The following is a 21,272-nucleotide window of genomic DNA, read 5'->3' as shown; positions in this document are numbered from 1 at the left end:
TGGGGAAAAGCCGATTTATTTCAGCGGCTCTCTCGTCAGCAACAGACCGTTCAATAAAGCGGTGAGGCTTTGCAGCGCTTTGGACAAATCCGCTTCCGGCGCGTCGGAGTTGGCGAGCCAAAAGGCCGTATCAGCCAGGCCGCCGTTCAACAGCCGGGCAAGCGCTTCGTGGTCTGTTTTGACAATCATGCCATCTTCCATCAACTGGCGGAGCGTTTCCGCCATCGTCGCCAGGCATTGGGACTGGGAGGATTGCCAGTAGGCATTGCCCAGGATGGAAGGTGCGTCCCGCAGGACAATGCGCTGAATCTCCGGCTCAAGCGCCATGGCGAGATAAGCGCGGCAACGGCAGACAAAGCCTTCCCATGCATTTTCCGCTTCTGTGGAGATGGTGGCGAGCTTTTCGTCCATTTCTGCGTCGATTTGCTTGACCACTTCTGCGAGCAGACCTTTTTTGTCTCCGAAATGATGGTAAAGCGCTCCGCGGGTAAGTCCGACAGAGGCTGTGAGATCGTCCATGGATGTGTCCGCATATCCGATTGTGCCAAAGGCTTGTCTGGCTGCACTTACCAGCTTGGCGCGGGTTTCTGTTAGCATTTCTTGGCGTGTCTTGCGGGTCATGGGACTCCTCCTGTTTGATTGGTATGGATTGACATACGTCGCGTATGTTTTTATGATATTGGCATACGGTACGTATGTCAACTTGAAAGGACGGTCGTGACAAGTCATCCTACATTTACGGAGGTGCACCATGTTTCGCTCATACCGTGAGATATTTCAAACTCCTGGAACGAAGGGGTTTTCTGCGGCTGGCTTTATTGCCAGAATGCCGATTTCCATGATGGGGATCGGAATCGTTACCATGCTGTCTCAACTGCGAGGCGAGTATTGGCTGGCAGGTGCTGTGGCAGCGACGTTTGCCTTGGCATCTGCGCTCTTGGCTCCCCATATCTCGCGGCTGGCTGACAGGCTGGGGCAATCCCGCGTGCTGCTGCCTGCTGCGGGGATCAGCGTAACCGCTGCTGCTATTTTGCTTTTATGCACAAGGCTCGGGGCGCCGGACTGGACGCTGTTTTTGGCAGCGCTGTTCGCCGGGGGAATGCCGAACATGGCAGCGATGGTGCGCGCTCGCTGGGCTGCGATTTTGGGCGGCTCCCCCAAGCTGCACACCGCGTTTTCTTTTGAATCGGTGGTGGATGAGATTTGCTTTATTGTCGGACCGATCGTTTCCGTAAGCTTGAGTGTGGCAGTCTTTCCCGAAGCGGGGCCGCTGTTGTCTTGCCTTTTCCTGCTGACAGGAGTGGTGCTGTTTACGCTGCAAAAGGGTACAGAGCCAAAAGTGCGCCCTATTGATCCTGAGGAAAAAGGGAGCGTCATCAAGCTCGGCTCCTTGCAGGCACTGGTGTTTACGCTCGCAGCCATGGGTGTCATTTTTGGTGCGGTGGATGTCGTCACGGTAGCTTTTGCCGAGGAACAGGGCAACAAAGTCGCTGCGAGCATCGTGCTATCGATATACGCAGTCGGCTCGTGCCTGGCTGGGCTTGTGTACGGTACGCTCAGCTTGAAAGCGCCTTTGCACCGACAATTTTTACAGGCAGTCGCGCTGTGCATGGTCATGATGCTGCCGCTGTTTTTGGTGAGCAACCTCTTCTCCCTCGCCATCGTCGTGTTCTTCGCTGGCCTGTCAGTGGCGCCAACGATGATTGTGACGATGGGGCTGGTGGAAAAAATTGTCCCGCGATCGATGGTGACAGAAGGCATGACATGGGCTATTACAGGCTTGGGGATTGGCGTGGCGTTCGGCTCTGCGGCAGCGGGCTGGGTGATCGACGGGTTCGGTTCCCACGCAGGCTTCATGGTGGCGATTGTGGCGGGAGTTTTGGCCATGCTGATCGCGGGATTGGGCTATCGTTCGTTGCGCTCGGCGCATATTCGCGCCATCTCGCGCGCGGAGGAAGCAGCTGTGAAGCATGGGTAAAGGTGTGTTTGGTAGGAATGTTGCCGTTGGATGCGACTATGAGAAAATTGGAGCTGGGATGAGAGTGTATAGAACGACACTTTTTCTTAGAGTTTTTATAATGCTCATTCGCAAAATAAAGATAAGAGCGGAAATGAAACCTGTTAAATCAATGATGCACTGAGAACTGGTCTGCCAACTGCTTACATGAATTAAGGAAACCAACGGATGGACAAAAGTAGTTTAGCTTAGCATGCACATTGAACTGTAATACGATATTGTATTTGCTCTGAAATACGGAAGACAGGTGATTTACGGCAAATGAAATCGAAAGCAGGAAAGTGATTGAAGAATACAAGCGAGACCATTTGGTGAGGGAATTTTGAAGGCTAACGTTCATGCGAGAGATAGAGGAAGTGAAGTAGATTAAGGTTTGCAACAGCAGTTGGGAGCAAAAAAGAGAAGGAGCCACGACTTTTAACTTCATGACAGGGTGTGGCTCATAGCCGAATAAGTATGTATGTGCTTAATATAGAACATGATCTTGGTTCAGCAAACTGCCAAGTAACGAAAAAGGGAGCAGCCACATTACGTAATTTTTTGAGGGGATTTTTTTGACACGTTAATCTGGAGGAGCATTGGAGAGGTTCAATAGTAAATTACGTATGTTGATCCCCTCACTCCTCCCTAAAATTATGAATTAATTTCCTAAGCAAGCTTGCGATTCCCACTCCAATAAATGCAGTAAGTAAATTAAAAAATAAAAATGAAGTTGACCAAGTCAATTCTAAATATTTTAGGAACAGAACTCCTGCTATCGCATTAGTTAATAAAAAGACGAGCAAATGAAGCTTTGGTAAAAAAAAACGTAAACACCCAATGAGAACTATAGATAGCATGTGAAATGCAATCAAATTTGAACCAATTACTATTAAAAATTCCATAAATACACTCCTTTGACTTAAATTTTTAAACTGTCTAATTATTAGTTATGTCAAAGTCAACTAATCTTAAATTATCTAGTTTCTCAATATAAAGGTTAGCTAATACAGAGCCATTGTCGATGCTATATTGGCGAATAAGTCCTTCATATTTATAGGAATTTCCGTAATATGCTTTATCAAATGTATATAAAACGTGTAATACTTTGCCTTTAATTTTGGATTGAATGCTAATTAAATGCTCATTTGACTCATTTTGCAATTTTAAGGCACTATTGACCTTATTTTGTTTTATCTGAATAAAAGTTCCGTTATAGAACAGCACATTTATTCCTTGATAAGCAGTAAATACTTTAAATACTTTACCAGTTCCGTTTGTAAGGGTATCTCTTGAAGATTATCTGCTGTATCTATAAATAGCAATTTTCCATCATTAGAATACATATATATCAAATCGTTACTTGTGGTAATGGATCTGAACTCAAATCGGGAGATCTGCCAAGTACAAATTTTTTACTATTTCACCATTGAAATTTACTTTTAATATTTGCTCTTCTTTAACTGTTGGGTCAAATGTTAATACATATATATGATTGTTAAAAAGGTTCCGCTTGTGAAAAATCCATTATTTAGAACAAATTCGACAGGTTCACTTTTATCATTAAGTAAATATATTCCACTCGTGTAAGAAATAATCCCCTTCTCTTTTTTTGCCCCAGTTGGTGATAAATGTAATTTTATCATTGTTATAGAATGTATTTGTAATTCCTTTTCCTGACTCAATTCTTTTCTTAATTAACCGCCCATTTTTAGAAAGAATATAGTAATCGCCTTTATATCTAGAAGAAATATAAAAATTATCCTTATGATTAATAAGACTATTCAATGCCCCTTGGTCAATATTCTCTTCATTTATTTTTTTGTCTTCGGAATATATCTCTAATTTACTTTTGTTCTCTACAAATGAAGTGCGGAGTATTATATACTTTTCTACATTTTTATTAATCTTATATGAAAGTTGTCCGGTGCTTAACATTATTATACCTAAAACACTTATAGCCCCAAAAACTAACAGAAAAAATTTTGGACGTAAATATTTACTTCTCATAAACTCTCCTTTTTAAATAGATAGAAAGGTAGGAAAATACGGGATTTTCCTACCCTTCTTGTGCTTTTAGATACCAGCACTGTAGAATGGGATAACTTTCGAAGAATTAGCAATATCTTCTGGCCATACAGCATCTCCGCCATCAGAATCTAGGTTAAAGCCTTGGCTATACCATGCACGCCAAACTATCTGTGAGCAGTAGAAAGAAGTAGTGTCCCATTTGTCGAAGTAATCAAAGTTGTAAGGTTTGTACAAATTATCCTCAGCATATAGTGCAGCGTCAGTGTAGTCGGATAAAGAAGCTTTTTTTACGTGATATCCTGCCACAGTATCGTATCGGTTTGCCCAGTCGTTTATGTGCCAATAAACGCCGTCAATTTTCGGAGCTTGCGGACTCCACCCTTTTGCAAATGACTCTATAGTCCAGGAGTTACTATCCTCAGATACAATAGCAGCATGACCTCCGTAAAACGAACCTGAACTTTCTGATCCAGAATCAAGTGTAATCAGTATATCGCCATAAGTGCCAATCTGCCCGGTTCCAGATGTCGTTTCCAACTGAAGTTCCCCAGATTCTTCATTGTAAGAGAAGTTCTGTTTCTCAAATTTAGGATCGATTGACGTAATAATACGGATCATCTCAACCTTTTCATTCTTTTTCCCTAGATTGGCTTTCTGTTTGTCTACTTCGTCCTTAAATTCTTCACGTTGTTTTTGGATGATTTTCGACCAGTTCTCCCTTGTCTGTTTGAGTCGTTCTTGTCTCTGGTTCAGCAATTTGATTACCTCTTGTTCGCTTTTCCCACTTGCTAAGGCAACTTTTTGAATTTCCTCATTGTTGTACTCTGATTCAGCATTCACGATACTTAATGGGCTGGATATTAATGCAAAGATAGCAAAAGCGCTCAGTAACTTTTTCATAAAGTCCTCCTAAATTAAAATTGTAATGATATAAACAGGATGGAAATTGCGAAAAGCTTACCTTTTTGTTCCGAAGTGTAAGTAGATAACTTTTTATGAAAAATTTTACATTTTTTATTTTGTATGTCAATGCTATTTGCTAAATTAATTCTATTAATTTGACTACGCTTATGCTCACTCATTTTTTCCTGTTTTTAGTGCTAAAATTTCATTAGCTTTTTGCTACTTACAATCCACATGATCATCTTTATTTTGCTGTATGACGATGATCGTGGTGACGCACGAGATGGGTTTTGCCCGCGAAGTGGCAGATCGGGTCGTCGTCATGCACGATGGCAGGATCATTGAAGAAGGCCCGCCAGCTCGGCTCTTTTCTGCGCCAAGTCATGAACGAACCAAACGATTTTTAAGCCAGCTGTCGTCAGAGCGTCTCACCGGCCAGTTATAAAGGGCCGGGAGACGTTTTTTTGTGCAACGGGAACGCGGGCCAGGCAAGCTTGAGCAGATTTATCCGGCGCGCCTAAGGCACTTTTTTGTGCCTATGCTACTAAAAAGTACGTACTTCCGCTAAAAGCTCGCATGCTCGATAATGGCAATCAGCAACACAACATATTCGCCAATCATGATGCGCAAGGGCCCTGCCGAATGACTGGAAAGTAAAATAACAGGAGGATGTTTTCATCATGAGCACAGCTATCAACCGAGAGCAGCATGAAAAAGGTGCGAAAAACTCCACGCTCGCTTTACTTGCTCTCGCAATCAGTGCATTTGGCATTGGAACGACGGAGTTTGTCATTGTCGGTCTGTTGTCTACTGTCGCGCAGGATTTGCATGTAACGATCACGCTCGTCGGACTTTTGATTTCCGGCTACGCGCTGGGCGTGGCTGTGGGAGCGCCGATCATTACCGCGCTGACCAGCCGAATCCCGCGCAAGACGCTGCTGCTTTTGCTAATGGTGGTCTTCATCGTCGGAAACAGCGTCGCTGCGCTGTCATCAAGCTTTGCTTTGCTGCTCATTGCCCGTTTCATCACGGCCTTTTCCCATGGTGTCTTCTTTTCCATTGGCTCGACCATTGCGGCAGACCTGGTGCCTGAAAATAAACGGGCAAGTGCGATCGCGACGATGTTTACCGGATTGACGGTCGCCACGGTTACAGGTGTGCCTTTGGGAACGTTTATTGGTCAAATGTTTGGCTGGAGAGCGACGTTTTGGGGCGTAGCCATCCTTGGCCTGATTGCTTTGGTGGCGACCGCGATACTCGTTCCCAGCCAGTTGAAAACAGGCAAGCCTGCCTCGCTGAAAGACCAAGTGAAAATTATCACAAATAGCCGATTGTTGCTGGCCTTCGCCATTACGGCACTCGGTTACGGCGGAACGTTTGTCACCTTTACGTTTTTGACGCCGCTTTTGGAAGAGATCACAGGCTATCATGCCAATGTCGTCAGTCTGATTTTGCTTGTGTACGGCATCGCTATTGCCATCGGTAACACAGTCGGAGGGAGGGCAGCCGACAAAAATCCGCTGCGAGCGTTGTTCTTCATGTTTGTGGTTCAGGCAGTCATTTTGCTCATTCTTACGTTTACCGCGCCGTTCAAGGTGGCAGGCACGATTACGATTATGTTGATGGGCTTGCTGGCGTTCATGAATGTGCCAGGGCTGCAAGTATACGTAGTGCAGCTCGCGGAAAAATACGTTCCCGGCGCGGTGGATGTGGCGTCTGCGATCAATATTGCTGCGTTCAATCTCGGAATCGCCATCGGAGCTTTTGTAGGGGGAATCGTTGTAGATTCGCTGGGCTTGATTCATACGCCGTGGATCGGCGGAGTGATGGTGTTGGGGGCGGCGATTCTTACTGAAATCAGCGGAAAACGGGAAAAGGCGCGCCGTTGATTGGCTGCGTTCTTGAAAAAACGAAGCAGGCTGTGATCTACTCGCGGATCACAGCCTGCTTTTTGTGTGGAGGAGGACGCGTATTTGTCTGCCAGTTCGTCCAACACCTCGATGAGCGGCAACGTCTTTTTCAGACCAGACTCGCGAAAGTTCGCCGACCATTTCCCGCATTTCACTGGCAACCGAGGAAAAGGAGTAGACCATGCCATTGCCGTTGCTGAACTGCCAGCAGCCAAGCCCCAGCGGCGACAGCAGCAGATCAGAGCTGCCCAGCTGGCGTAAAACAGGAGATGCGGTTGCTTCCAAGTGAACCTTTCCTTTTCTCAATTACATGAATGAGGGGTGCCGCGGTTGTTATTTATTGAGAATGCTGTCTTCCAATACAGCATATTTGTCCCCGTACTCCTTGATAATATGCTGTTCACCCCAGGCGCATAACGCGTCCAAAATGCTTTTCAGGCTCCAGCCGTACTCGCTCAGCTCGTACTCGACCTTTGGCGGAACTTGATTGTAAGTGATCCGGTTGATAATCCCGTCGTCTTCCAGCTCGCGCAGCTGTTGGGTGAGCATTTTTTGCGTGATGCCGGGCATGAGCCGCTTCAACTCGCTCGTGCGTTTTTTTCCGTGCGTCAGATGGCAAAGAATGACGCACTTCCATTTGCCGCCGATAACTTCGAGTGTGGCTTCGACTGAAATGTTGTACTTCTTTTTCAAGAACGGTTCCCTCCTGCATGCATAGGCACTTTTTAGTACCTATCGCACAAAAAAGTACGTACTTTCTCTTTTGGCTATTGTCTCTCATAATAGCACTTGTCAAACCGTACCCCGCATATTTGACTACTGTAGACTGTCTTTCATAAATAGACAATAGGGATGGAGGAAATTAATCATGGCAAAGCATTTGCAAGAGACTACCACACTGTACAACGGCGTGAAAATGCCTTGGCTGGGCCTTGGCGTATTTAAAGTCGCGGAAGGACCGGAGCTGGAAAACGCCGTAAAAGCTGCGATCCGGCACGGCTACCGGAGCATCGACACGGCGGCGATTTACGAGAACGAAGAAGGTGTCGGACGCGGCATTGTCGCTGGCCTGAAAGAAGCGGGCTTGGCGAGAGAAGACCTTTTTGTGACGTCAAAAGTGTGGAACGCCGACCTTGGCTACGAATCCGCATTGGCTGCCTACGAAACGAGCCTGAACAAGCTGGGGCTGGATTACCTCGATCTGTACTTGATTCACTGGCCGGTGGAAGGCAAATTCAAAGAAGCGTGGAGAGCGCTGGAAACTTTGTACAAAGCAGGGCGCGTCAAGGCGATCGGGGTGAGCAACTTCCACATTCATCATCTCGAAGAGCTGCTCAAGGACGCCGAAATCAAGCCGATGGTCAACCAGGTGGAGTTCCATCCGCGACTGTCCCAAACAGAGCTGCGCGCCTACTGCCGGGAGCAGGGCATCCAGTTTGAAGCGTGGTCGCCGCTGATGCAGGGCCAATTGCTGGACAATCCTGTCCTGAAAGGGATCGCTGAGAAGTACCAAAAATCGATTGCCCAAATCATCTTGCGCTGGGACTTGCAGCATGGCGTTGTGACGATTCCGAAATCGACAAAAGAACAGCGCATTGTCGAGAATGCCTCGGTGTTTGATTTTGAGCTGACAAAAGAAGATATGGAGCTGATCGACGGCTTGAATGAAAATCATCGCGTCGGTCCGGATCCGGACAACTTTGATTTTTAATCGATACAGAAAAAGGGTATAGAGCCGCCTCTATATCCTTTTCTTTTTGGGAAGCGGGAACTGAAACTTGTCAATCTTCCGACACATATTCATGCCCAAAATAGCCAGGTTGAGTCATGTAGCGAAACGGGCAATCGTCATATACTCAATTTCGTAAAATCATCAGTACGAGGGGGAACGCGGGTATATGGCGATGCCGCAAACGTATCAGCAAGAAGCAACAGAGGAGCCACAAAAGGAAAAACGCTTGTATGTGGCGATCTGGCGGTGGCATTTTTACGCAGGAATTATTTTTGCTCCTTTTCTGATTTTGTTAGCGATTACTGGCGGAATTTATTTGTACAAGCCGCAGATTGAAGCGTGGATGTACAAGGACCTTTACTATGTCGCGGCGGGACATACGGCTGTATCGCCGACCATGCAGGTTGAGGCAGTAAGACAGGCTTATCCGGAAGCCGTCATCACACGCTACCGTCCGTCTGATGAGCCGACACGAACAGCCGAGGTCGGCATTGTCGAACACAAGGTCAGCAAAACCGTCTTCGTCAGCCCGTTTGACGGCAAAATCGTCGGTGAGCTGGATGATCAGAACAAGCTCATGCAAGTCATGAAAAAGCTTCACGGCGAGCTGATGGCAGGGAAAACAGGCGACCGGATTATCGAGCTGTCAGCCTGTTGGGGAATGATTTTGCTCGTAACCGGAGTCTATCTGTGGTGGCCGCGCAACACAAAATCGCTGTACGGAACACTGATCCCGAGATTCACGCAAGGAAAACGCATTTTCTGGCGGGATTTGCATGCTGTGCCCGCTTTCTGGCTCTCTTTGTTTACCGCTGTACTGATCATGACAGGCTTGCCGTGGTCTGGCGTCTGGGGCGATTACGTCAACAAGGCAGCCACTTCCGCACAATCCGGCTACCCCGACCAACTGTGGGGTAGCGTACCGGAGTCGGTGATCCCGACAAAGGCTGTTGCCGAAGTATCGTGGGCTGCCGAAAACATGCCCGTGCCGGAATCCGCTCAAAAAGGCGGAGTACAAACATTGCCGTTGGAACAAGTAGTCAACATTGCTACTGAGCGCAAAGTCCCTGCCGGATATACGATCAATCTGCCGGAAGGAGAAAAAGGCGTCTATACCGTGTCGGTTTTCCCGAAATCTCCGGTAGATAACGCGACGCTGCACATCGATCAATACAGCGGCAAGGTGCTCGCTGACTTGCGTTTTGCCGATTACGGGACAATGGCAAAAGCAATCGAAATCGGCATCGCTTTGCATGAGGGGCGCTTTTTCGGCTGGCCGAACCAGCTTTTGGCGGCATTGACTTGCCTCGGCTTGGTAGGCATCTCGCTTACCGGGCTGATCATGTGGTGGAAACGCAAGCCGGCTGGCAAGCTGGGAGCGCCAGCTTTGCCGAAAAACTACAAGCTGATGAAAGGCGTCGCAGCCATCATCATTGCGTTTGGACTGTTTTTCCCGCTGGTGGGCATTTCCCTGGTTGCCGTGCTGCTTGTCGATTTGCTTGTCATCAGGCGCATTCCTGCGGCCAAGCGATTTTTGGGAGCGTAGGGAGCAGTCACAAAAGCGAGGAGGGAGAGCGTCATGGGAGATCATCCTGCTACAATTTTGATCGTGGACGACGAGGAGCGAATCAGGCGTATTTTGCGCATGTATCTGGAAAATGCGGGATATGTCGTGGATGAGGCAGAGGACGGATTCGCAGCGTTGAAACTGGTCAAACAGATCGATTATGACCTCATCATACTCGATCTCATGATGCCCGGTATGGACGGGATCGAGCTGTGCTTGCGTCTGCGCGAAACAGATCCGGTGCCGATTGTCATCGTATCGGCCAGAGGGGAGCAGGCTGACCGCTTGCGAGGTTTTGAGGCGGGAGCGGATGATTATGTCGTCAAGCCGTTCAGCCCGCACGAGCTTGTATACAGAATCAAGGCCATCCTGCATCGGACTGCCAGTCTGCAAGAAACAGGCAAAAAAAGCAGCGGCTCTCCTGTGGCGATCTCCTATCCCGACCTTTTGATCGAACCGCTGGCTCATCGGGTCACGGTCAGCGGAAAAACAGTGGGACTGGCTCCCAAAGAGTTTGAGCTGCTGTATTTTCTAGCGCTGCATCCCAATGAGACGTTTTCGCGGGAAGATTTGCTGCAAAACGTCTGGAATGACGAAACCGAGCGGGATTCCCGCACGGTTGACGCCCACGTGCGGAAAATCAGAAAAAAGCTGTCCCAGCGCTCCCCGGAAGCGGCGGGGATGATTACGACCGTCTGGGGCTGGGGCTATCAGTTGTGCGCCGAGAATCGCAAGTAACGCCCGGATCGTGTCTGCTGCTGACGAGCTGAGCGAGGATGGCATCGAGCGGGAAGACGCCAGAGGGCTGTTGGCTATGCCGACCTTGCTGGAAAAGCACGTCCACCTGGACAAGACACTGTTGGGCGAGGAATGGCGGGCAGTGATCCCGGCCGCAAACGTGATCGAGCGCTGCGAGATCGAAAAGCGGATTTTGCCGGGGCTTGCGACGTCCACCAAGGAACGAGCGGAAAACTTCCTTGCTGTCCTGCTGTCATACGGCTCCACCCATGTGCGTACTCATGTAGACATTTATCCGGAAGTAGGAATCTCCAACCTGGAGCAGGTTCAGGCCGCACTTGCGACGTATGCGGATCGGCTGACGCACGAAATCGTCGCGTTCCCGCAGCACGGGCTGTTGCGCACCAGGGCGAAAGGACTCGTCAGGGAAGCGCTGCGGCAAGGCGCGACACACGTCGGCGGCGTGGACCCGGCGACAGTCGATCAGGATATTGAAGAGTCGCTCTATCAGATGGTCGATTTGGCTGTCGAAGCGGGGGCGGGCATCGATTTGCATTTGCACGACCACGGTCATCTCGGCACGTTCACCATGAAGCGGCTGGAGCCATGACCACGGAGGCTGGTTTGCAGGGGCGAGTTGCGATCAGTCATGCTTTTGCCTTGGGCGACATCCCGGCGCAGGAAGCGGAAGAGATGGCAGCCGTGTTGCGGGAAGCGGGTATCTCCATCGTCACGAGCGTCCCGTATTTCCGAGTCATTCCGCCTGTTCCCCTTTTGCACAAAAATGGCGTGTCTGGCAGCATGAACGAGTAAAGCAGCGAAGAAAGCAAAAAGCCAAAAAGCTGGCTTCCGTCATCGGCACGGGCCAGCTTTTTGGCGTGTAGGATTTACTGTAGCTGTAGGAAATGCATGAATACACAGCGGTCGCATGTCGCTTCCAGCAGTTTATAGGGAGCGGTCCGCTTTCCACAGAGCGTATTTGTCAGGCAGGCAAACTGCACAGGGCCGATAGCCCGCAGCGACAGCGGTCTTTTCGTCAGCGAAAAATACGCGATGGGCTACATATCCTCCCCGTGCGATGGCACGCAGAGCGGAGGGGCAGTCCAGCCGTCCGTATATTTTTTTCCGCCGATAGCCACCGATTGTACCCGGAGTTTGGCTTCGATACAACCGACCGTCGCTTCCGAGAAGCAAGTACGTTTTTTCTTTTGCTGCATCGCTGTTCAGGCCGAATCTGCCAGAGAGATTCATGCGGCCTGGCTTACGAGTATTTCGGGATGGCAAACCAGGCGGTCAGGCGTTGATTCAGCTCTTCCTCGGAAAGCTCCGGGAACAAGCGTGCTTCGTGTGCCATGTCGTACAGTCGTTCCATCGGCTCGCGACCGTCCGCTTTTTTGGCTTTCGCGTCGTTTTTCAACAGATCCCAGATGCCGACGACATATTCGCGTCTGGTCACATCTTGCTTGCGGAAGAAGTAGTCCAGCCGCTCCACGTGATCCATAAATTCGTCGCCGAAGCGCTGTTCGATCTCGCCGCGCAGCAGGGCGATCTCGGCTTTGTACATCGGGCGCTCCTTGCCTTTTTCTTTTCCGATCCACGGTGTTTCCAGAACGAGCGGCAGGTGGCGGATTTTGTCGTGATTGACGATGTAGTTCATCGCGTCAAAGCCGATCAGCCCGGCCCCGATTGGCGCATGGCGGTCTTTTCCGGCGCCGCGGAAGTTTTTGCTGTCGTTCAGGTGGACGACACTCAGGCGGTCCAGGCCGATGGTGCGGTCAAACTGCTCCAGCACACCGTCAAAATCGTTGACGATATCGTAGCCCGCATCGTGAATGTGGCACGTATCCATGCAGACGGCGAGCTTGCTGTTGTCTTCGACTTTTTCGATGATCGCGGCGAGTTCTTCGAAGCTGCGTCCGATCTCGGTTCCTTTTCCGGCCATGGTTTCCAGCGCGATCTTGACGTCAGTGTCTTTCACGCCGGCGAGAACTTCATTCAAGCCCTCGGCGATTCTGGCAATGCCGTACTCCGCGTCCTTGTCGGTATAGGCGCCGGGATGGAGCACGATGTTTTTGACGCCGATGTAGTCAGTCCGGCGAATTTCTTCTTGCAAAAAGCGGACAGCCAGTTCAAACGTGTCTTCTTTATAGGAGCCGAGATTGATAATGTAAGGGGCGTGCACGACAATTTCCTCGACGCCCTCTTTGGCCATGACAGCTTTGCCTTCTTCAATGTATTGGTCTTCGATCGGTTTGCGTCTTGTATTTTGCGGCGCTCCCGTATAAATCATGAACGTGCTAGAGCCGTAGGTGGCGGCTTCTTCTGCGGCATTGAGCAGACCTTTGCCGGAGAAGGAAACGTGCGAGCCTATTTTCAGCATGCGAGTGAAACCTCCTTTGGTTAGTAGAGAAAACGCCATAAGTAAAAGGTGGCGTAAGACTCCCAGCCTGTCCAACTGCTGGACAGCGCCAGAATTTCGGCTTTGGTCGGTTTTGTCTCCGTACCCTGAACATATTTGATGGCATTGTGCAGGCCGACATCGTCGATCGGAAAAGCAGACGGCATCCTCAGACAGCGCATGAGGACATAGTTGGCTGTCCACGGACCAATCCCGCGAATGCTGATCAGCTTTTTCTCTGCCTTTTTACAATCTCCTCCGTCCCATAATAGCTCTTTCGATAGTTTCCCTTCAACGATGAGTTGTGCAACACCGATCAAATACTCGCACTTTTTCGTGGTCATCCGCAGCGCTTCCAGGTCTTGCACGGTAAGTTCGGCGATCACTTGCGGCGCAGGATGCACCCAAAAAGTCCTCCCTGCGTGCTCGACCCGTTGCCCGAAGCTTTCCACGAGACGTCTTTTCAACGTATAGGCATACGTCAGGTTGATTTGCTGTCCGATAATCCCCCAGCTCATCGCTTCAAACAGGTCGGGGATGCCCATATTTTTCAGCCCGTAGTAAGAAGCGACAGCGTTTTTTAACAAGGCATCGTTTTGGGCCAGGTCGTAAAACTTTGTCAGATTGGTTCCCAGATCAAACCAGTCGTAAACGTACTGCGCTACTTGGGCGCGTACATTTGGCGGCGGAGCGTCTCCGAGAAAACGAACAGACAGCTGCCCGTCATCGTCGGCGCGAATTTCTACGACAGGGATGTCGCCGTCAACAGGAATCGCTTTGTACAGCCGATCTCCTTCAATCTGGTACAGGCACTCGTTGTTGCTGCGCGACAAGTAATGGAGGTTTTGGGAAAATGAAAAAGGTTGTTCGGTAGGCAGGATCAGTTCCTTCTTATTATCGACCCAAGCGTTGGCAGGTAGACATTGGCGTGGCAATTCCGTATATATTCGTTTGTTTGTATTCATCATCAAACAGCCTCCTTTTGGCACTCTCTTAGTTGTATCGCAAGAAAAGCTGGACTGTCATTTCGTTATCTTGCTATTTTATTTACAACAGAGCACGAAGCGGTTCGCTTGGGGGTATACTGATGGTGGAGGTGGGCAACATGGAGCTTGGGATTACTGAGGAGCGATGGCAAGCCATCATCAATAACGATGCGACCTATGATCAGCAGTTTTTTTACGCGGTGAAGACGACGGGCATTTTTTGTCGCCCATCGTGCAAGTCGAAGCCGCCGAGATGGGGAAATGTGCGGATATTTGAACAGGCGAGCGAGGCGATTCGCGAGGAGTTTCGCCCGTGCAAAAGGTGCAAGCCGACGGGTCAGCGCCTGCCGGATCGCGAGTGGGTCGCACAAATGACGCAATATATCGACTCTCACTACACCGAAAAGCTGAGCTTGGCCCATCTGGCAGACATGTGCCACGGCAGCCCCTACCATTTGCATCGCACGTTCAAGCGAATCAAGGAAATGACGCCTGTGGAATACATTCAGCAGAAACGGCTGGACAAGGCAAAAGAGCTTTTGGCTCAATCAAACAAGTCAATCGCCGCGATTTCCACGGAGGTCGGCATGCCAAACACGCCGTACTTCATTACGCTGTTCAAAAAGACGACAGGGAGCACCCCCAGCGAATACCGTCAATTGCACTTGAAGCAATAATTTTGAGAAGGCTGCGAAAAAGATATGGTATCTTGGATAAAGGGGCATGGCAAAGCCGCATGCAAACAATCGCAGCCTACTCAGCTGGAAAAAGGGGACCTGTCGACATGGAAGATCAGAAAACGTTGCTGCAAGCATTCAATCAGACGACCTATCAGTTAGCTGGGCACAGCAAGAGAGATATCCGCCAATTGCAGCTTGTTTTTCAGGAGCTGGATGGCGACCTCCAGGCGGATGTGTACGGAACGGGAGCGGTCATCGAGAATTTTCAGCATAAAATGGCAAAATATTTGGGAAAAGAATCCGCCGTCTTTTTCCCGAGCGGTACGATGGCACAGCAAATCGCCATGCGCATCTGGTCCGAGGAAAAAGGCATCAACCGGGTGGCGTACCATCCGCTTTGCCATCTGGAGATTCATGAAGAGGAAGGGCTGCGCAAGCTCCACGGCATCGACGCGGTGCTGCTTGCGGACAAACACCGGGTAATTGCGCTGGACGATGTCCTCGGCATGACGGAGGAGATTTCCTGCCTGCTATTGGAACTCCCGCAGCGTGAAATCGGCGGACAACTGCCGTCCTACGAGGAGTTGCAAGCAATCTCGCGCCACTGCAAGGAAAAAGGCATCCGCTTGCATCTGGATGGGGCAAGGCTTCTGGAAATTTTGCCATACTATCAGAAAACGGCCGAGGAAGTATGCGCGTTGTTCGATAGTGTCTATATCTCGATGTACAAAGGAGTCGGCGGCATCGCCGGAGCGATTTTGGCCGGAGACGAGACTTTCACGAAAGAGGCCGTGATCTGGAAAAGGCGCCATGGCGGCGATCTGATCAGCTTGTATCCGTACATTTTGACTGCCGAAGCCAACTTTGAAGCGAGAAAGGGCAAGTTCGGCGAGTATTACGAGCAGGCCAAAGACCTCGCCGGCAGATACAACCAATGCCACGGCGTCACCACCATCCCTGCCGTACCTGTATCAAACATGTTCCATGTGCATGTCCGTTTGCCCAAAGAGCGTTTCGAGCAAATTCTTCTTTCCATTTGCGAGGAGACAGGCGTAGGAATCTCCCATTATGCGCGGAAGGTAGACGAGCATTCCAGCTACTACGAAGTGAGCATAGGCGATCGCTATGCGAACGTTCCCGCAGAAAAGCTGGCAAGCGTCTTTCAGGTGCTCGATCAGAAGCTGAGAGAGGCGTGCCAGGAATAGAAGGGAGCTTCCATGACTGTAGCGAATGGATTTTGGATCAGACCGTATGAGCAAGACGATTTTCCTGCTATCGCCGCTTATTGCTTGCCGGAAGAGCAGGCTATTTATACTTCGCTGCCAGTTGACGTCGTTGCGGTCTCGCAAGCGAATGCCAAGCAGCGAGCTTTTGTCGTGTATGGCGAGGAATGGATTTTTCATCTTGCCTTGCCCAAAGACAGGTAGGTAGGAAAGCAGCCCATCGGGGGTACACTAGCGAAATAGGCTGAAAAGTAATCAGGAGGTTCCTTATGCGAATCAGTTTGGCGAGTGTTTTTGTAGACGATCAGGAAAAGGCGCAAAAGTTTTATACGGAGATACTCGGTTTCGTGACCAAAATGGACATTCCGATGGGAGGGGCCAAGTGGCTGACAGTGGTGTCTCCGGAAGAGCCGGACGGTGTACAGTTGCTTCTGGAGCCGAACGGAAATCCGGCTGCATCGACCTACCAAAAAGCGATTTTTGAGCAAAACATCCCTGCGACGGCGTTTGAAGTGAGTGACGTCAACAAAGAGTACGAGCGCTTGACTCAGCTCGGCGTAGTTTTCAAGACGCCTCCGACCGAGGCTGGAAACGTGATCCTCGCCGTTTTGAACGATACGTGCGGGAACCTGATCCAGATTTATCAGATGACATGATCGCAACAACAAAGCAGCCTGATTGCACCGGAATAGTGGTGCGACCAGGCTGCTTTTCATTTCCCTTCGCTTGCCTCCACGCCGAATCTCGAAAACAGCTGCCAGATCAACTCGCGTCTGCTGGATACGCCTGTTTTCACGAAAATCGACTTCAAATGATCCTGCACCGTGTAGGCAGAGATGTGCAGCCTGTGCGCAAGCTCTTTGGTAGAGAAGCCGCGCACGATCAGAGCGAGCAGCTGTTTTTCACGCTCGGACAATCCGTAAGCCTCGCACACAATCGGAAGAATATCGGCTGGCTTGGCCGGGCTGAACAAAACCGCCAGATGGACAGCGCCGTCCTGGCCGTGCAGCGGACTTGCTTGAATCGCGACATAAGGGCCATCAGGCATGCGGATGCACACTTTTGCCATGGACGCTTTCGGATCAGACTCGTTCAATTGCGCCAACGCCCGGGAGCAGACAGCGCGCACTGGTCGCGGCAAGGTGCGGCGATCGATCGACTCCCACTTGCGCAAAAGCGAAAGCCATCTGTCTGCGGTCGTGTTGGCCGATTGGATCGCCAATTGATCAGACATGAGCAAAATCCCCGTCTCTTCCTCCATCCAGGAAGTCTCCTCGGCAGGCAGGGACAGGCTCGTTTTTCGCAGCTGGTAGGCGATCAACGGTGCCAGCTCCGCCATCCACTCGCGCTCTTCCTCGCTAAAAAAAGGCCGCCCCTGAAAGCGAAACAACGTCAAAAATCCCCAGCAAGCTCCATCGTACTTGAGCGCCGCACGCAGTTCATCGGCAAATCCGGCAGGGAACAGGACATGGCGGTAACGCGCGCTGCGCACAAGCTCGCCTCCGGTTGCCTGATGAAGCGTGGCGACCGCTTCTGCTGATTGGCTCAACTGATCGTACCGATTGAAGTCTTCACGCAGGTACTCATATTCAAAAATCCCGTGATGAATCGCCTCAATCCCGTCCTCGGTTATGGCTCCTGTAGACAGAAGCGTCTGCGGGTCTACCGCCGTGCAGCACGCCCCGTCAAAAGGCACGAACTCCCGCAGCTCCTGCAAAAGCGCCGTCCGGTAGTCCTGCGAAGAGGAATGCCGCTTTGCCAGAGTCAGCAGTTTTCGTTTGCTTGCTTCCCATTTTGCATTCATCTGTGCTCTCCTGTGCGTGTAGATTCAGTGGATTCGCAGAAAAATCCCATATTTGTGGGATGGTGCTCCTATTGTGCATCTCTATAATTGAGAATAATTCTTAATGAAGAGATGCCAAAAGTCAACGAGGAGTTGGAGAGTTGCTATGAAATCCATTTACCGCCACGCTACCCGCATGTTTGCAAGCAGTCTGGCTGCGCTGATTCTTTTGACTGGTTGCGCCACAACGAACACGGCAACTAACACAGCCGAGCAGCCGGGTCCTGCTGCCAGCCCTGCCGCGATCACGCTGCTTACGCCCAAGGCACCGTCTCTGATTCCTGCCGTCTATATGGAAAAGACAGAGGCAGACGGTACGTTCCAAATAGCCAAATGGGATTCCATAGAGCAACTGCTGGCTGGCATACAGGGCAATGAAGCGCCATTGTACGCTGCTCCGATCAATGTCGGGGCCAATCTGTACGCAAAGGGAATGCCGATCCAGCTGCTTCACGTCAACACGTACGGCTCGATGTATTTGATTTCGCTTGACCCAAACGTGCGCGAGCTTTCGCAATTGAGCAACGAGACGGTCTATATCCCGGGGCAAAGCGGGCCGCCCGATATTTTGACGCAACATCTGCTTGCCAAAAAAGGACTGCAAGGCAAAGTGAACCTGGCCTACGGCGTAATTCCGGACATCATGCAGCAACTGGCGGCGGGCACAATCAAGCACGCTGTGTTGCCTGAGCCTGTACTGAGTGGCTTGCGGATGAAGACACAAGGAAAAGTGAGCGAAGTCGTCGATTTTCAAAAAGAGTGGCAGGCCGAGTTTGGACAAGACTTGCCGCAAACGGCCGTTTTCGTCAATCGCGACTGGGCCAAAACGCATGCAGCGGATATCGCCCGCTTCGAACAGTCGTATCAGGAGGCTGTCCGGCAGGTCAACCAGCAAGCGGGCGAGACGTTGAAAATCGCGGCAGAAGAGTTTGGCATGCCAGAGGCGGTGCTGACTTCTGCTCTGCCCAAAATTACGCTGCTTTATAAGGACGCGCAGACAGCCAAACCGGAAGTGGAGCGTTACCTGGGCGTTCTGTTGCAAATCGCTCCCGATTCGATTGGAGGATCAGTGCCAGATGCCGATTTTTACTACGGCTCGTAACAACTGGTCGAGCGGCCTTACGTACTTGCTGTTGCTTTTGGCTTGGGAGGGGCTGTCCCGCGTGTATCCTCCTGTCATTTTGCCGGGGCCGTGGGAGAGCTTGCAGACGTTGATTGGCTTATACGAAAAAGGCCGCCTGATGGAGCCGCTGCTCTACTCGTTTCTCAGGCTCGCAGCGGGCTTCGGTATCGCTTTTTTGCTTGGAACCGGGCTTGGCGTCTTCGCAGGCGCACAAGAGCTGGTGTTCAAGCTGGTTAGCCCGGCCGTTTCCGTGTTGCAGGCAGTTCCCCCCGTTTCCTGGATGCTGCTTGCCATTCTCTGGCTCGGAGTGAACGGCGGGGCGCAAATTTTCGTCGTGGCACTCGCCCTGTTTCCGCTCTTCTTTTTCAATTCCTTGCAGGGCGTGCGGCAATTGCCCAAGGAGCTGCTGGAGATGGCGCGCGTCTTTTCGGTCAATCGCCGCAAGCAGCTCGTGGATATTATTTTGCCAGCGCTCGCTCCGTTCTGGTCGGCTGCGCTTACCGTCAGCGTCGGCATGGGCTGGAAAACGATCGTCATGGCGGAGCTGATCAGCGGACAGACGGGGATCGGAGCTTCGATGAACACAGCGCGCATTTACTTGAAAACGGAAGAAGTGATGGCCTGGACATTGCTCGTTGCCTTGTTCGGGATGGCCTTGGAAGTGCTCGTGCGCAAAATCACCCGGCCGCGCGAAAGGAGGGGGAGCGCCGCATGCGATTTACAGGAATCTCGTTGAAATATGGAGCTGGCCGGCTGCTTTTCGATAACTTTTCGCTGGAGGCAGCCAAAGGTCAAGTGACGTGCCTGATGGGAACATCGGGGATTGGCAAAACGACTCTGCTGAAAATGGCTGCCGGGCTGATCCGGCCTGCGCAGGGAGTCATTTCGCGCGATGAAGGGGAACGGCTGGGCTACGTTTTTCAGGAACCGCGCCTTCTGCCTGAGAAGACGGTGCTGGAAAACGTCCTGTGGGTATTGGAGCAACGGCAAGAGCAAGAACAAGAGCGGGTGCTTGCCATGCTGGATGCTGCTGATTTGAGTGCGGTGCTGCACGCATACCCTGACCAGTTGAGCGGCGGGATGCGGCAGCGTGTGTCGGTCGTTCGCGCTTTTGCCGCGCGGCCTGGACTGTTGTTTATGGATGAGCCTTTTCAAAGTCTGGACGCTGCTACACGAGCTGGCATGCACCAGTTGTTCAGGAAGCTGTGGGATAGCGAGCAGCCGACCGTTTTGCTCGTGACACACGATCTGGACGAAGCGCTCGCTCTCGGAACGCGCATTGTTGTGCTGGGAGGCAGGCCAACGCACATTTTGGCTGATGTAACGGCAGCTTCGGTGGAGCAACATGGCGGCACGTACTTCTCGCAAGCAGATCAACGGAGGCTTTGGCAATTGACGACAGGAAAAGACGGGAGAGAGACAGATGACAGAAAAACAGCGGCCTTTAAGCTGGCACCATCCAGAAGTAGCGAAATATGAGCAGACAATCGCGCTGAAAATTCCCGGGTACGCCTACTTGTACGAAATGACGGAGCGCCTGCTGGGAGCGCAGCTGCCGCAAACCGGAGAGCAGAAGCACATCCTTGTTGTAGGCGCTGGCGGCGGTCAGGAAATCGTGACGCTGGGAGCAAAACATGAGCATTGGACGTTTACAGGTGTTGATCCATCGGCGCAAATGCTCGAACGCGCCCGGCACAGAACGGCTGGCGCGGACTTGGCTGCGCGTACGGTTTTGCACGAAGGAACGGTCGACGTGCTGCCGGAGCAGACAGCCTACGATGCGGCGACATGTCTGCTCGTGCTTCATTTTGTCAAAGGTCTTGCCGCAAAAAGAGAGCTGTTGCAGCAGATTGCGGCACGGCTGAAGCCAGGTGCCCCGTTTTGTCTCGCAGCCATTGCTGGCGATCCGCAGTCGCAGGCGTTTGCCATGCAAATGCAAGCCTGGCGCACGCATATGACCGACAACGGCATTTCTCTTGCCGAGTGGGAGCGTTTTGCCGCCTCCATGGGCCAAGAATCTGATCCGATCCCTGCCTGCCAAGTGCAAGAGCTGATGGAAGAGGTGGGCTTCGAGCACAGCTCGCGCTACTTCGGTTCTTATCTGATCAATGCCTGGTTCGCGGTCAAAAGTAGCAGGTGATG

The 21,272-nt window shown here is 51.1% G+C and carries 22 protein-coding genes and 2 pseudogenes; 16 read left to right on the top strand and 8 right to left on the bottom strand.

Features of this window, described 5'->3' with window-relative positions; translation table 11 throughout:
* Positions 1-15: 15 nt before the first annotated feature.
* Positions 16-621, bottom strand: a complete 606-nt coding sequence (locus IRJ17_RS02600; RefSeq protein WP_173597907.1) for a TetR/AcrR family transcriptional regulator — start codon at positions 619-621, stop codon at positions 16-18.
* A 130-nt stretch (positions 622-751) separates the two neighbouring features.
* Here IRJ17_RS02600 and IRJ17_RS02595 point away from each other — a divergent pair, with 130 nt between their 5' ends.
* The gene (locus IRJ17_RS02595) at positions 752-1,978 is read left to right on the top strand and encodes an MFS transporter (protein ID WP_122962173.1); all 1,227 of its coding nucleotides are present in this window, start codon (positions 752-754) and stop codon (positions 1,976-1,978) included.
* Positions 1,979-3,559: 1,581 nt separating this feature from the next.
* On the opposite strand, the gene IRJ17_RS02590 is transcribed toward IRJ17_RS02595, so the two are convergent.
* On the bottom strand, positions 3,560-4,006 hold the full coding sequence (locus IRJ17_RS02590; RefSeq protein ID WP_242773119.1) for a hypothetical protein: 447 nt from the start codon (positions 4,004-4,006) through the stop codon (positions 3,560-3,562).
* Between the two features lie 66 nt (positions 4,007-4,072).
* Entirely contained in the window at positions 4,073-4,927 is an 855-nt protein-coding gene (locus IRJ17_RS02585; RefSeq protein WP_173597909.1) for a YiiX/YebB-like N1pC/P60 family cysteine hydrolase, read from the bottom strand.
* Positions 4,928-5,186: 259 nt separating this feature from the next.
* Between IRJ17_RS02585 and IRJ17_RS02580 the strand changes: the two are divergent.
* The 3 genes and pseudogenes from IRJ17_RS02580 to IRJ17_RS02570 form a co-directional block, all read left to right on the top strand.
* Positions 5,187-5,375, top strand: a pseudogene (locus tag IRJ17_RS02580) (hypothetical protein); the annotation flags it as partial.
* A 235-nt stretch (positions 5,376-5,610) separates the two neighbouring features.
* Positions 5,611-6,819, top strand: coding sequence for an MFS transporter (locus IRJ17_RS02575; RefSeq protein ID WP_242773103.1), 1,209 nt, complete (start codon positions 5,611-5,613; stop codon positions 6,817-6,819).
* An 84-nt stretch (positions 6,820-6,903) separates the two neighbouring features.
* Positions 6,904-7,101 (top strand): hypothetical protein, encoded by a 198-nt coding sequence (locus IRJ17_RS02570; protein ID WP_242773101.1) that lies wholly within the window; start codon positions 6,904-6,906, stop codon positions 7,099-7,101.
* A 72-nt stretch (positions 7,102-7,173) separates the two neighbouring features.
* On the opposite strand, the gene IRJ17_RS02565 is transcribed toward IRJ17_RS02570, so the two are convergent.
* Complete coding sequence (locus IRJ17_RS02565; protein WP_122962178.1) at positions 7,174-7,533, bottom strand: winged helix-turn-helix transcriptional regulator; 360 nt, start codon at positions 7,531-7,533, stop codon at positions 7,174-7,176.
* A 175-nt stretch (positions 7,534-7,708) separates the two neighbouring features.
* Here IRJ17_RS02565 and IRJ17_RS02560 point away from each other — a divergent pair, with 175 nt between their 5' ends.
* From IRJ17_RS02560 to IRJ17_RS02545, 4 genes and pseudogenes are all read left to right on the top strand, one after another.
* Positions 7,709-8,551 (top strand): aldo/keto reductase, encoded by an 843-nt coding sequence (locus IRJ17_RS02560; protein WP_242773099.1) that lies wholly within the window; start codon positions 7,709-7,711, stop codon positions 8,549-8,551.
* A 187-nt stretch (positions 8,552-8,738) separates the two neighbouring features.
* A complete protein-coding gene (locus tag IRJ17_RS02555; protein ID WP_242773097.1) occupies positions 8,739-10,118 on the top strand; it encodes a PepSY-associated TM helix domain-containing protein in 1,380 nt (459 codons plus the stop codon).
* Between the two features lie 33 nt (positions 10,119-10,151).
* Positions 10,152-10,877 (top strand): response regulator transcription factor, encoded by a 726-nt coding sequence (locus IRJ17_RS02550; RefSeq protein WP_122962181.1) that lies wholly within the window; start codon positions 10,152-10,154, stop codon positions 10,875-10,877.
* Between the two features lie 37 nt (positions 10,878-10,914).
* Positions 10,915-11,669 (top strand): annotated as a pseudogene (locus IRJ17_RS02545) (amidohydrolase family protein); the annotation flags it as partial.
* A 153-nt stretch (positions 11,670-11,822) separates the two neighbouring features.
* Here the strand turns inward: IRJ17_RS02545 and IRJ17_RS02540 are convergent.
* From IRJ17_RS02540 to IRJ17_RS02530, 3 genes are read right to left on the bottom strand one after another with little or no spacing between them, the layout of a single operon-like run.
* Positions 11,823-12,128, bottom strand: a complete 306-nt coding sequence (locus IRJ17_RS02540; RefSeq protein ID WP_242773088.1) for an Ada metal-binding domain-containing protein — start codon at positions 12,126-12,128, stop codon at positions 11,823-11,825.
* 10 nt (positions 12,129-12,138) lie between these two features.
* Complete coding sequence (locus IRJ17_RS02535) at positions 12,139-13,257, bottom strand: deoxyribonuclease IV (protein WP_242773086.1); 1,119 nt, start codon at positions 13,255-13,257, stop codon at positions 12,139-12,141.
* Positions 13,258-13,277: 20 nt separating this feature from the next.
* A complete protein-coding gene (locus tag IRJ17_RS02530) occupies positions 13,278-14,243 on the bottom strand; it encodes a DNA-3-methyladenine glycosylase family protein (protein WP_173597913.1) in 966 nt (321 codons plus the stop codon).
* Positions 14,244-14,380: 137 nt separating this feature from the next.
* Between IRJ17_RS02530 and IRJ17_RS02525 the strand changes: the two genes are divergently transcribed.
* From IRJ17_RS02525 to IRJ17_RS02510, 4 genes are all read left to right on the top strand, one after another.
* Positions 14,381-14,938 carry a bifunctional transcriptional activator/DNA repair enzyme AdaA gene (locus IRJ17_RS02525; protein ID WP_122962185.1) on the top strand — a complete coding sequence of 186 codons (558 nt, stop codon included), beginning with the start codon at positions 14,381-14,383 and terminating at the stop codon, positions 14,936-14,938.
* Positions 14,939-15,045: 107 nt separating this feature from the next.
* Positions 15,046-16,146, top strand: coding sequence for a threonine aldolase family protein (locus IRJ17_RS02520; RefSeq protein ID WP_122962186.1), 1,101 nt, complete (start codon positions 15,046-15,048; stop codon positions 16,144-16,146).
* A 12-nt stretch (positions 16,147-16,158) separates the two neighbouring features.
* Positions 16,159-16,368 (top strand): hypothetical protein, encoded by a 210-nt coding sequence (locus IRJ17_RS02515; protein WP_242773084.1) that lies wholly within the window; start codon positions 16,159-16,161, stop codon positions 16,366-16,368.
* Between the two features lie 65 nt (positions 16,369-16,433).
* Positions 16,434-16,820 (top strand): VOC family protein, encoded by a 387-nt coding sequence (locus tag IRJ17_RS02510; protein WP_173599708.1) that lies wholly within the window; start codon positions 16,434-16,436, stop codon positions 16,818-16,820.
* Positions 16,821-16,876: 56 nt separating this feature from the next.
* On the opposite strand, the gene IRJ17_RS02505 is transcribed toward IRJ17_RS02510, so the two are convergent.
* Positions 16,877-17,968, bottom strand: a complete 1,092-nt coding sequence (locus tag IRJ17_RS02505; protein WP_122962189.1) for a helix-turn-helix transcriptional regulator — start codon at positions 17,966-17,968, stop codon at positions 16,877-16,879.
* A 145-nt stretch (positions 17,969-18,113) separates the two neighbouring features.
* Between IRJ17_RS02505 and IRJ17_RS02500 the strand changes: the two genes are divergently transcribed.
* The 4 genes from IRJ17_RS02500 to IRJ17_RS02485 are packed head-to-tail and all read left to right on the top strand — an operon-like array spanning position 18,114 to position 21,270.
* Positions 18,114-19,109, top strand: coding sequence for an ABC transporter substrate-binding protein (locus IRJ17_RS02500; RefSeq protein ID WP_242773082.1), 996 nt, complete (start codon positions 18,114-18,116; stop codon positions 19,107-19,109).
* Positions 19,084-19,866, top strand: a complete 783-nt coding sequence (locus IRJ17_RS02495) for an ABC transporter permease (protein WP_242773073.1) — start codon at positions 19,084-19,086, stop codon at positions 19,864-19,866. Before IRJ17_RS02500 ends, IRJ17_RS02495 begins: the two co-directional genes overlap by 26 nt.
* Entirely contained in the window at positions 19,842-20,609 is a 768-nt protein-coding gene (locus IRJ17_RS02490; protein ID WP_242773071.1) for an ABC transporter ATP-binding protein, read from the top strand. The genes IRJ17_RS02495 and IRJ17_RS02490 overlap by 25 nt, the downstream gene beginning before the upstream one ends.
* Positions 20,554-21,270: a class I SAM-dependent methyltransferase gene (locus IRJ17_RS02485; RefSeq protein ID WP_242773069.1), complete on the top strand. Its 717-nt coding sequence runs from the start codon at positions 20,554-20,556 to the stop codon at positions 21,268-21,270. Before IRJ17_RS02490 ends, IRJ17_RS02485 begins: the two co-directional genes overlap by 56 nt.
* The last annotated feature ends 2 nt before the right edge of the window (positions 21,271-21,272 follow it).

Source organism: Brevibacillus parabrevis, assembly GCF_022701015.1.
Lineage (GTDB): Bacteria > Bacillota > Bacilli > Brevibacillales > Brevibacillaceae > Brevibacillus > Brevibacillus parabrevis.
The sequence above is the reverse complement of the archived record's forward strand: the minus strand, read 5'-3'. Positions and strand labels throughout refer to the sequence as shown.

Excerpts from the sequence above, each read along its gene's own strand:
- IRJ17_RS02595 (WP_122962173.1), top strand. The coding sequence starts at position 752 with ATGTTTCGCTCATACCGTGAGATATTTCAAACTCCTGGAACGAAGGGG.
- IRJ17_RS02500 (WP_242773082.1), top strand. The coding sequence starts at position 18,114 with ATGAAATCCATTTACCGCCACGCTACCCGCATGTTTGCAAGCAGTCTG.
- IRJ17_RS02515 (WP_242773084.1), top strand. The coding sequence starts at position 16,159 with ATGACTGTAGCGAATGGATTTTGGATCAGACCGTATGAGCAAGACGAT.
- IRJ17_RS02540 (WP_242773088.1), bottom strand. The coding sequence starts at position 12,128 with ATGAATCTCTCTGGCAGATTCGGCCTGAACAGCGATGCAGCAAAAGAA.
- IRJ17_RS02490 (WP_242773071.1), top strand. The coding sequence starts at position 19,842 with ATGCGATTTACAGGAATCTCGTTGAAATATGGAGCTGGCCGGCTGCTT.
- IRJ17_RS02600 (WP_173597907.1), bottom strand. The coding sequence starts at position 621 with ATGACCCGCAAGACACGCCAAGAAATGCTAACAGAAACCCGCGCCAAG.
- IRJ17_RS02485 (WP_242773069.1), top strand. The coding sequence starts at position 20,554 with ATGACAGAAAAACAGCGGCCTTTAAGCTGGCACCATCCAGAAGTAGCG.
- IRJ17_RS02555 (WP_242773097.1), top strand. The coding sequence starts at position 8,739 with ATGGCGATGCCGCAAACGTATCAGCAAGAAGCAACAGAGGAGCCACAA.
- IRJ17_RS02520 (WP_122962186.1), top strand. The coding sequence starts at position 15,046 with ATGGAAGATCAGAAAACGTTGCTGCAAGCATTCAATCAGACGACCTAT.
- IRJ17_RS02495 (WP_242773073.1), top strand. The coding sequence starts at position 19,084 with ATGCCGATTTTTACTACGGCTCGTAACAACTGGTCGAGCGGCCTTACG.
- IRJ17_RS02585 (WP_173597909.1), bottom strand. The coding sequence starts at position 4,927 with ATGAAAAAGTTACTGAGCGCTTTTGCTATCTTTGCATTAATATCCAGC.
- IRJ17_RS02505 (WP_122962189.1), bottom strand. The coding sequence starts at position 17,968 with ATGAATGCAAAATGGGAAGCAAGCAAACGAAAACTGCTGACTCTGGCA.
- IRJ17_RS02525 (WP_122962185.1), top strand. The coding sequence starts at position 14,381 with ATGGAGCTTGGGATTACTGAGGAGCGATGGCAAGCCATCATCAATAAC.
- IRJ17_RS02575 (WP_242773103.1), top strand. The coding sequence starts at position 5,611 with ATGAGCACAGCTATCAACCGAGAGCAGCATGAAAAAGGTGCGAAAAAC.
- IRJ17_RS02535 (WP_242773086.1), bottom strand. The coding sequence starts at position 13,257 with ATGCTGAAAATAGGCTCGCACGTTTCCTTCTCCGGCAAAGGTCTGCTC.
- IRJ17_RS02550 (WP_122962181.1), top strand. The coding sequence starts at position 10,152 with ATGGGAGATCATCCTGCTACAATTTTGATCGTGGACGACGAGGAGCGA.
- IRJ17_RS02530 (WP_173597913.1), bottom strand. The coding sequence starts at position 14,243 with ATGATGAATACAAACAAACGAATATATACGGAATTGCCACGCCAATGT.
- IRJ17_RS02590 (WP_242773119.1), bottom strand. The coding sequence starts at position 4,006 with ATGAGAAGTAAATATTTACGTCCAAAATTTTTTCTGTTAGTTTTTGGG.
- IRJ17_RS02510 (WP_173599708.1), top strand. The coding sequence starts at position 16,434 with ATGCGAATCAGTTTGGCGAGTGTTTTTGTAGACGATCAGGAAAAGGCG.
- IRJ17_RS02560 (WP_242773099.1), top strand. The coding sequence starts at position 7,709 with ATGGCAAAGCATTTGCAAGAGACTACCACACTGTACAACGGCGTGAAA.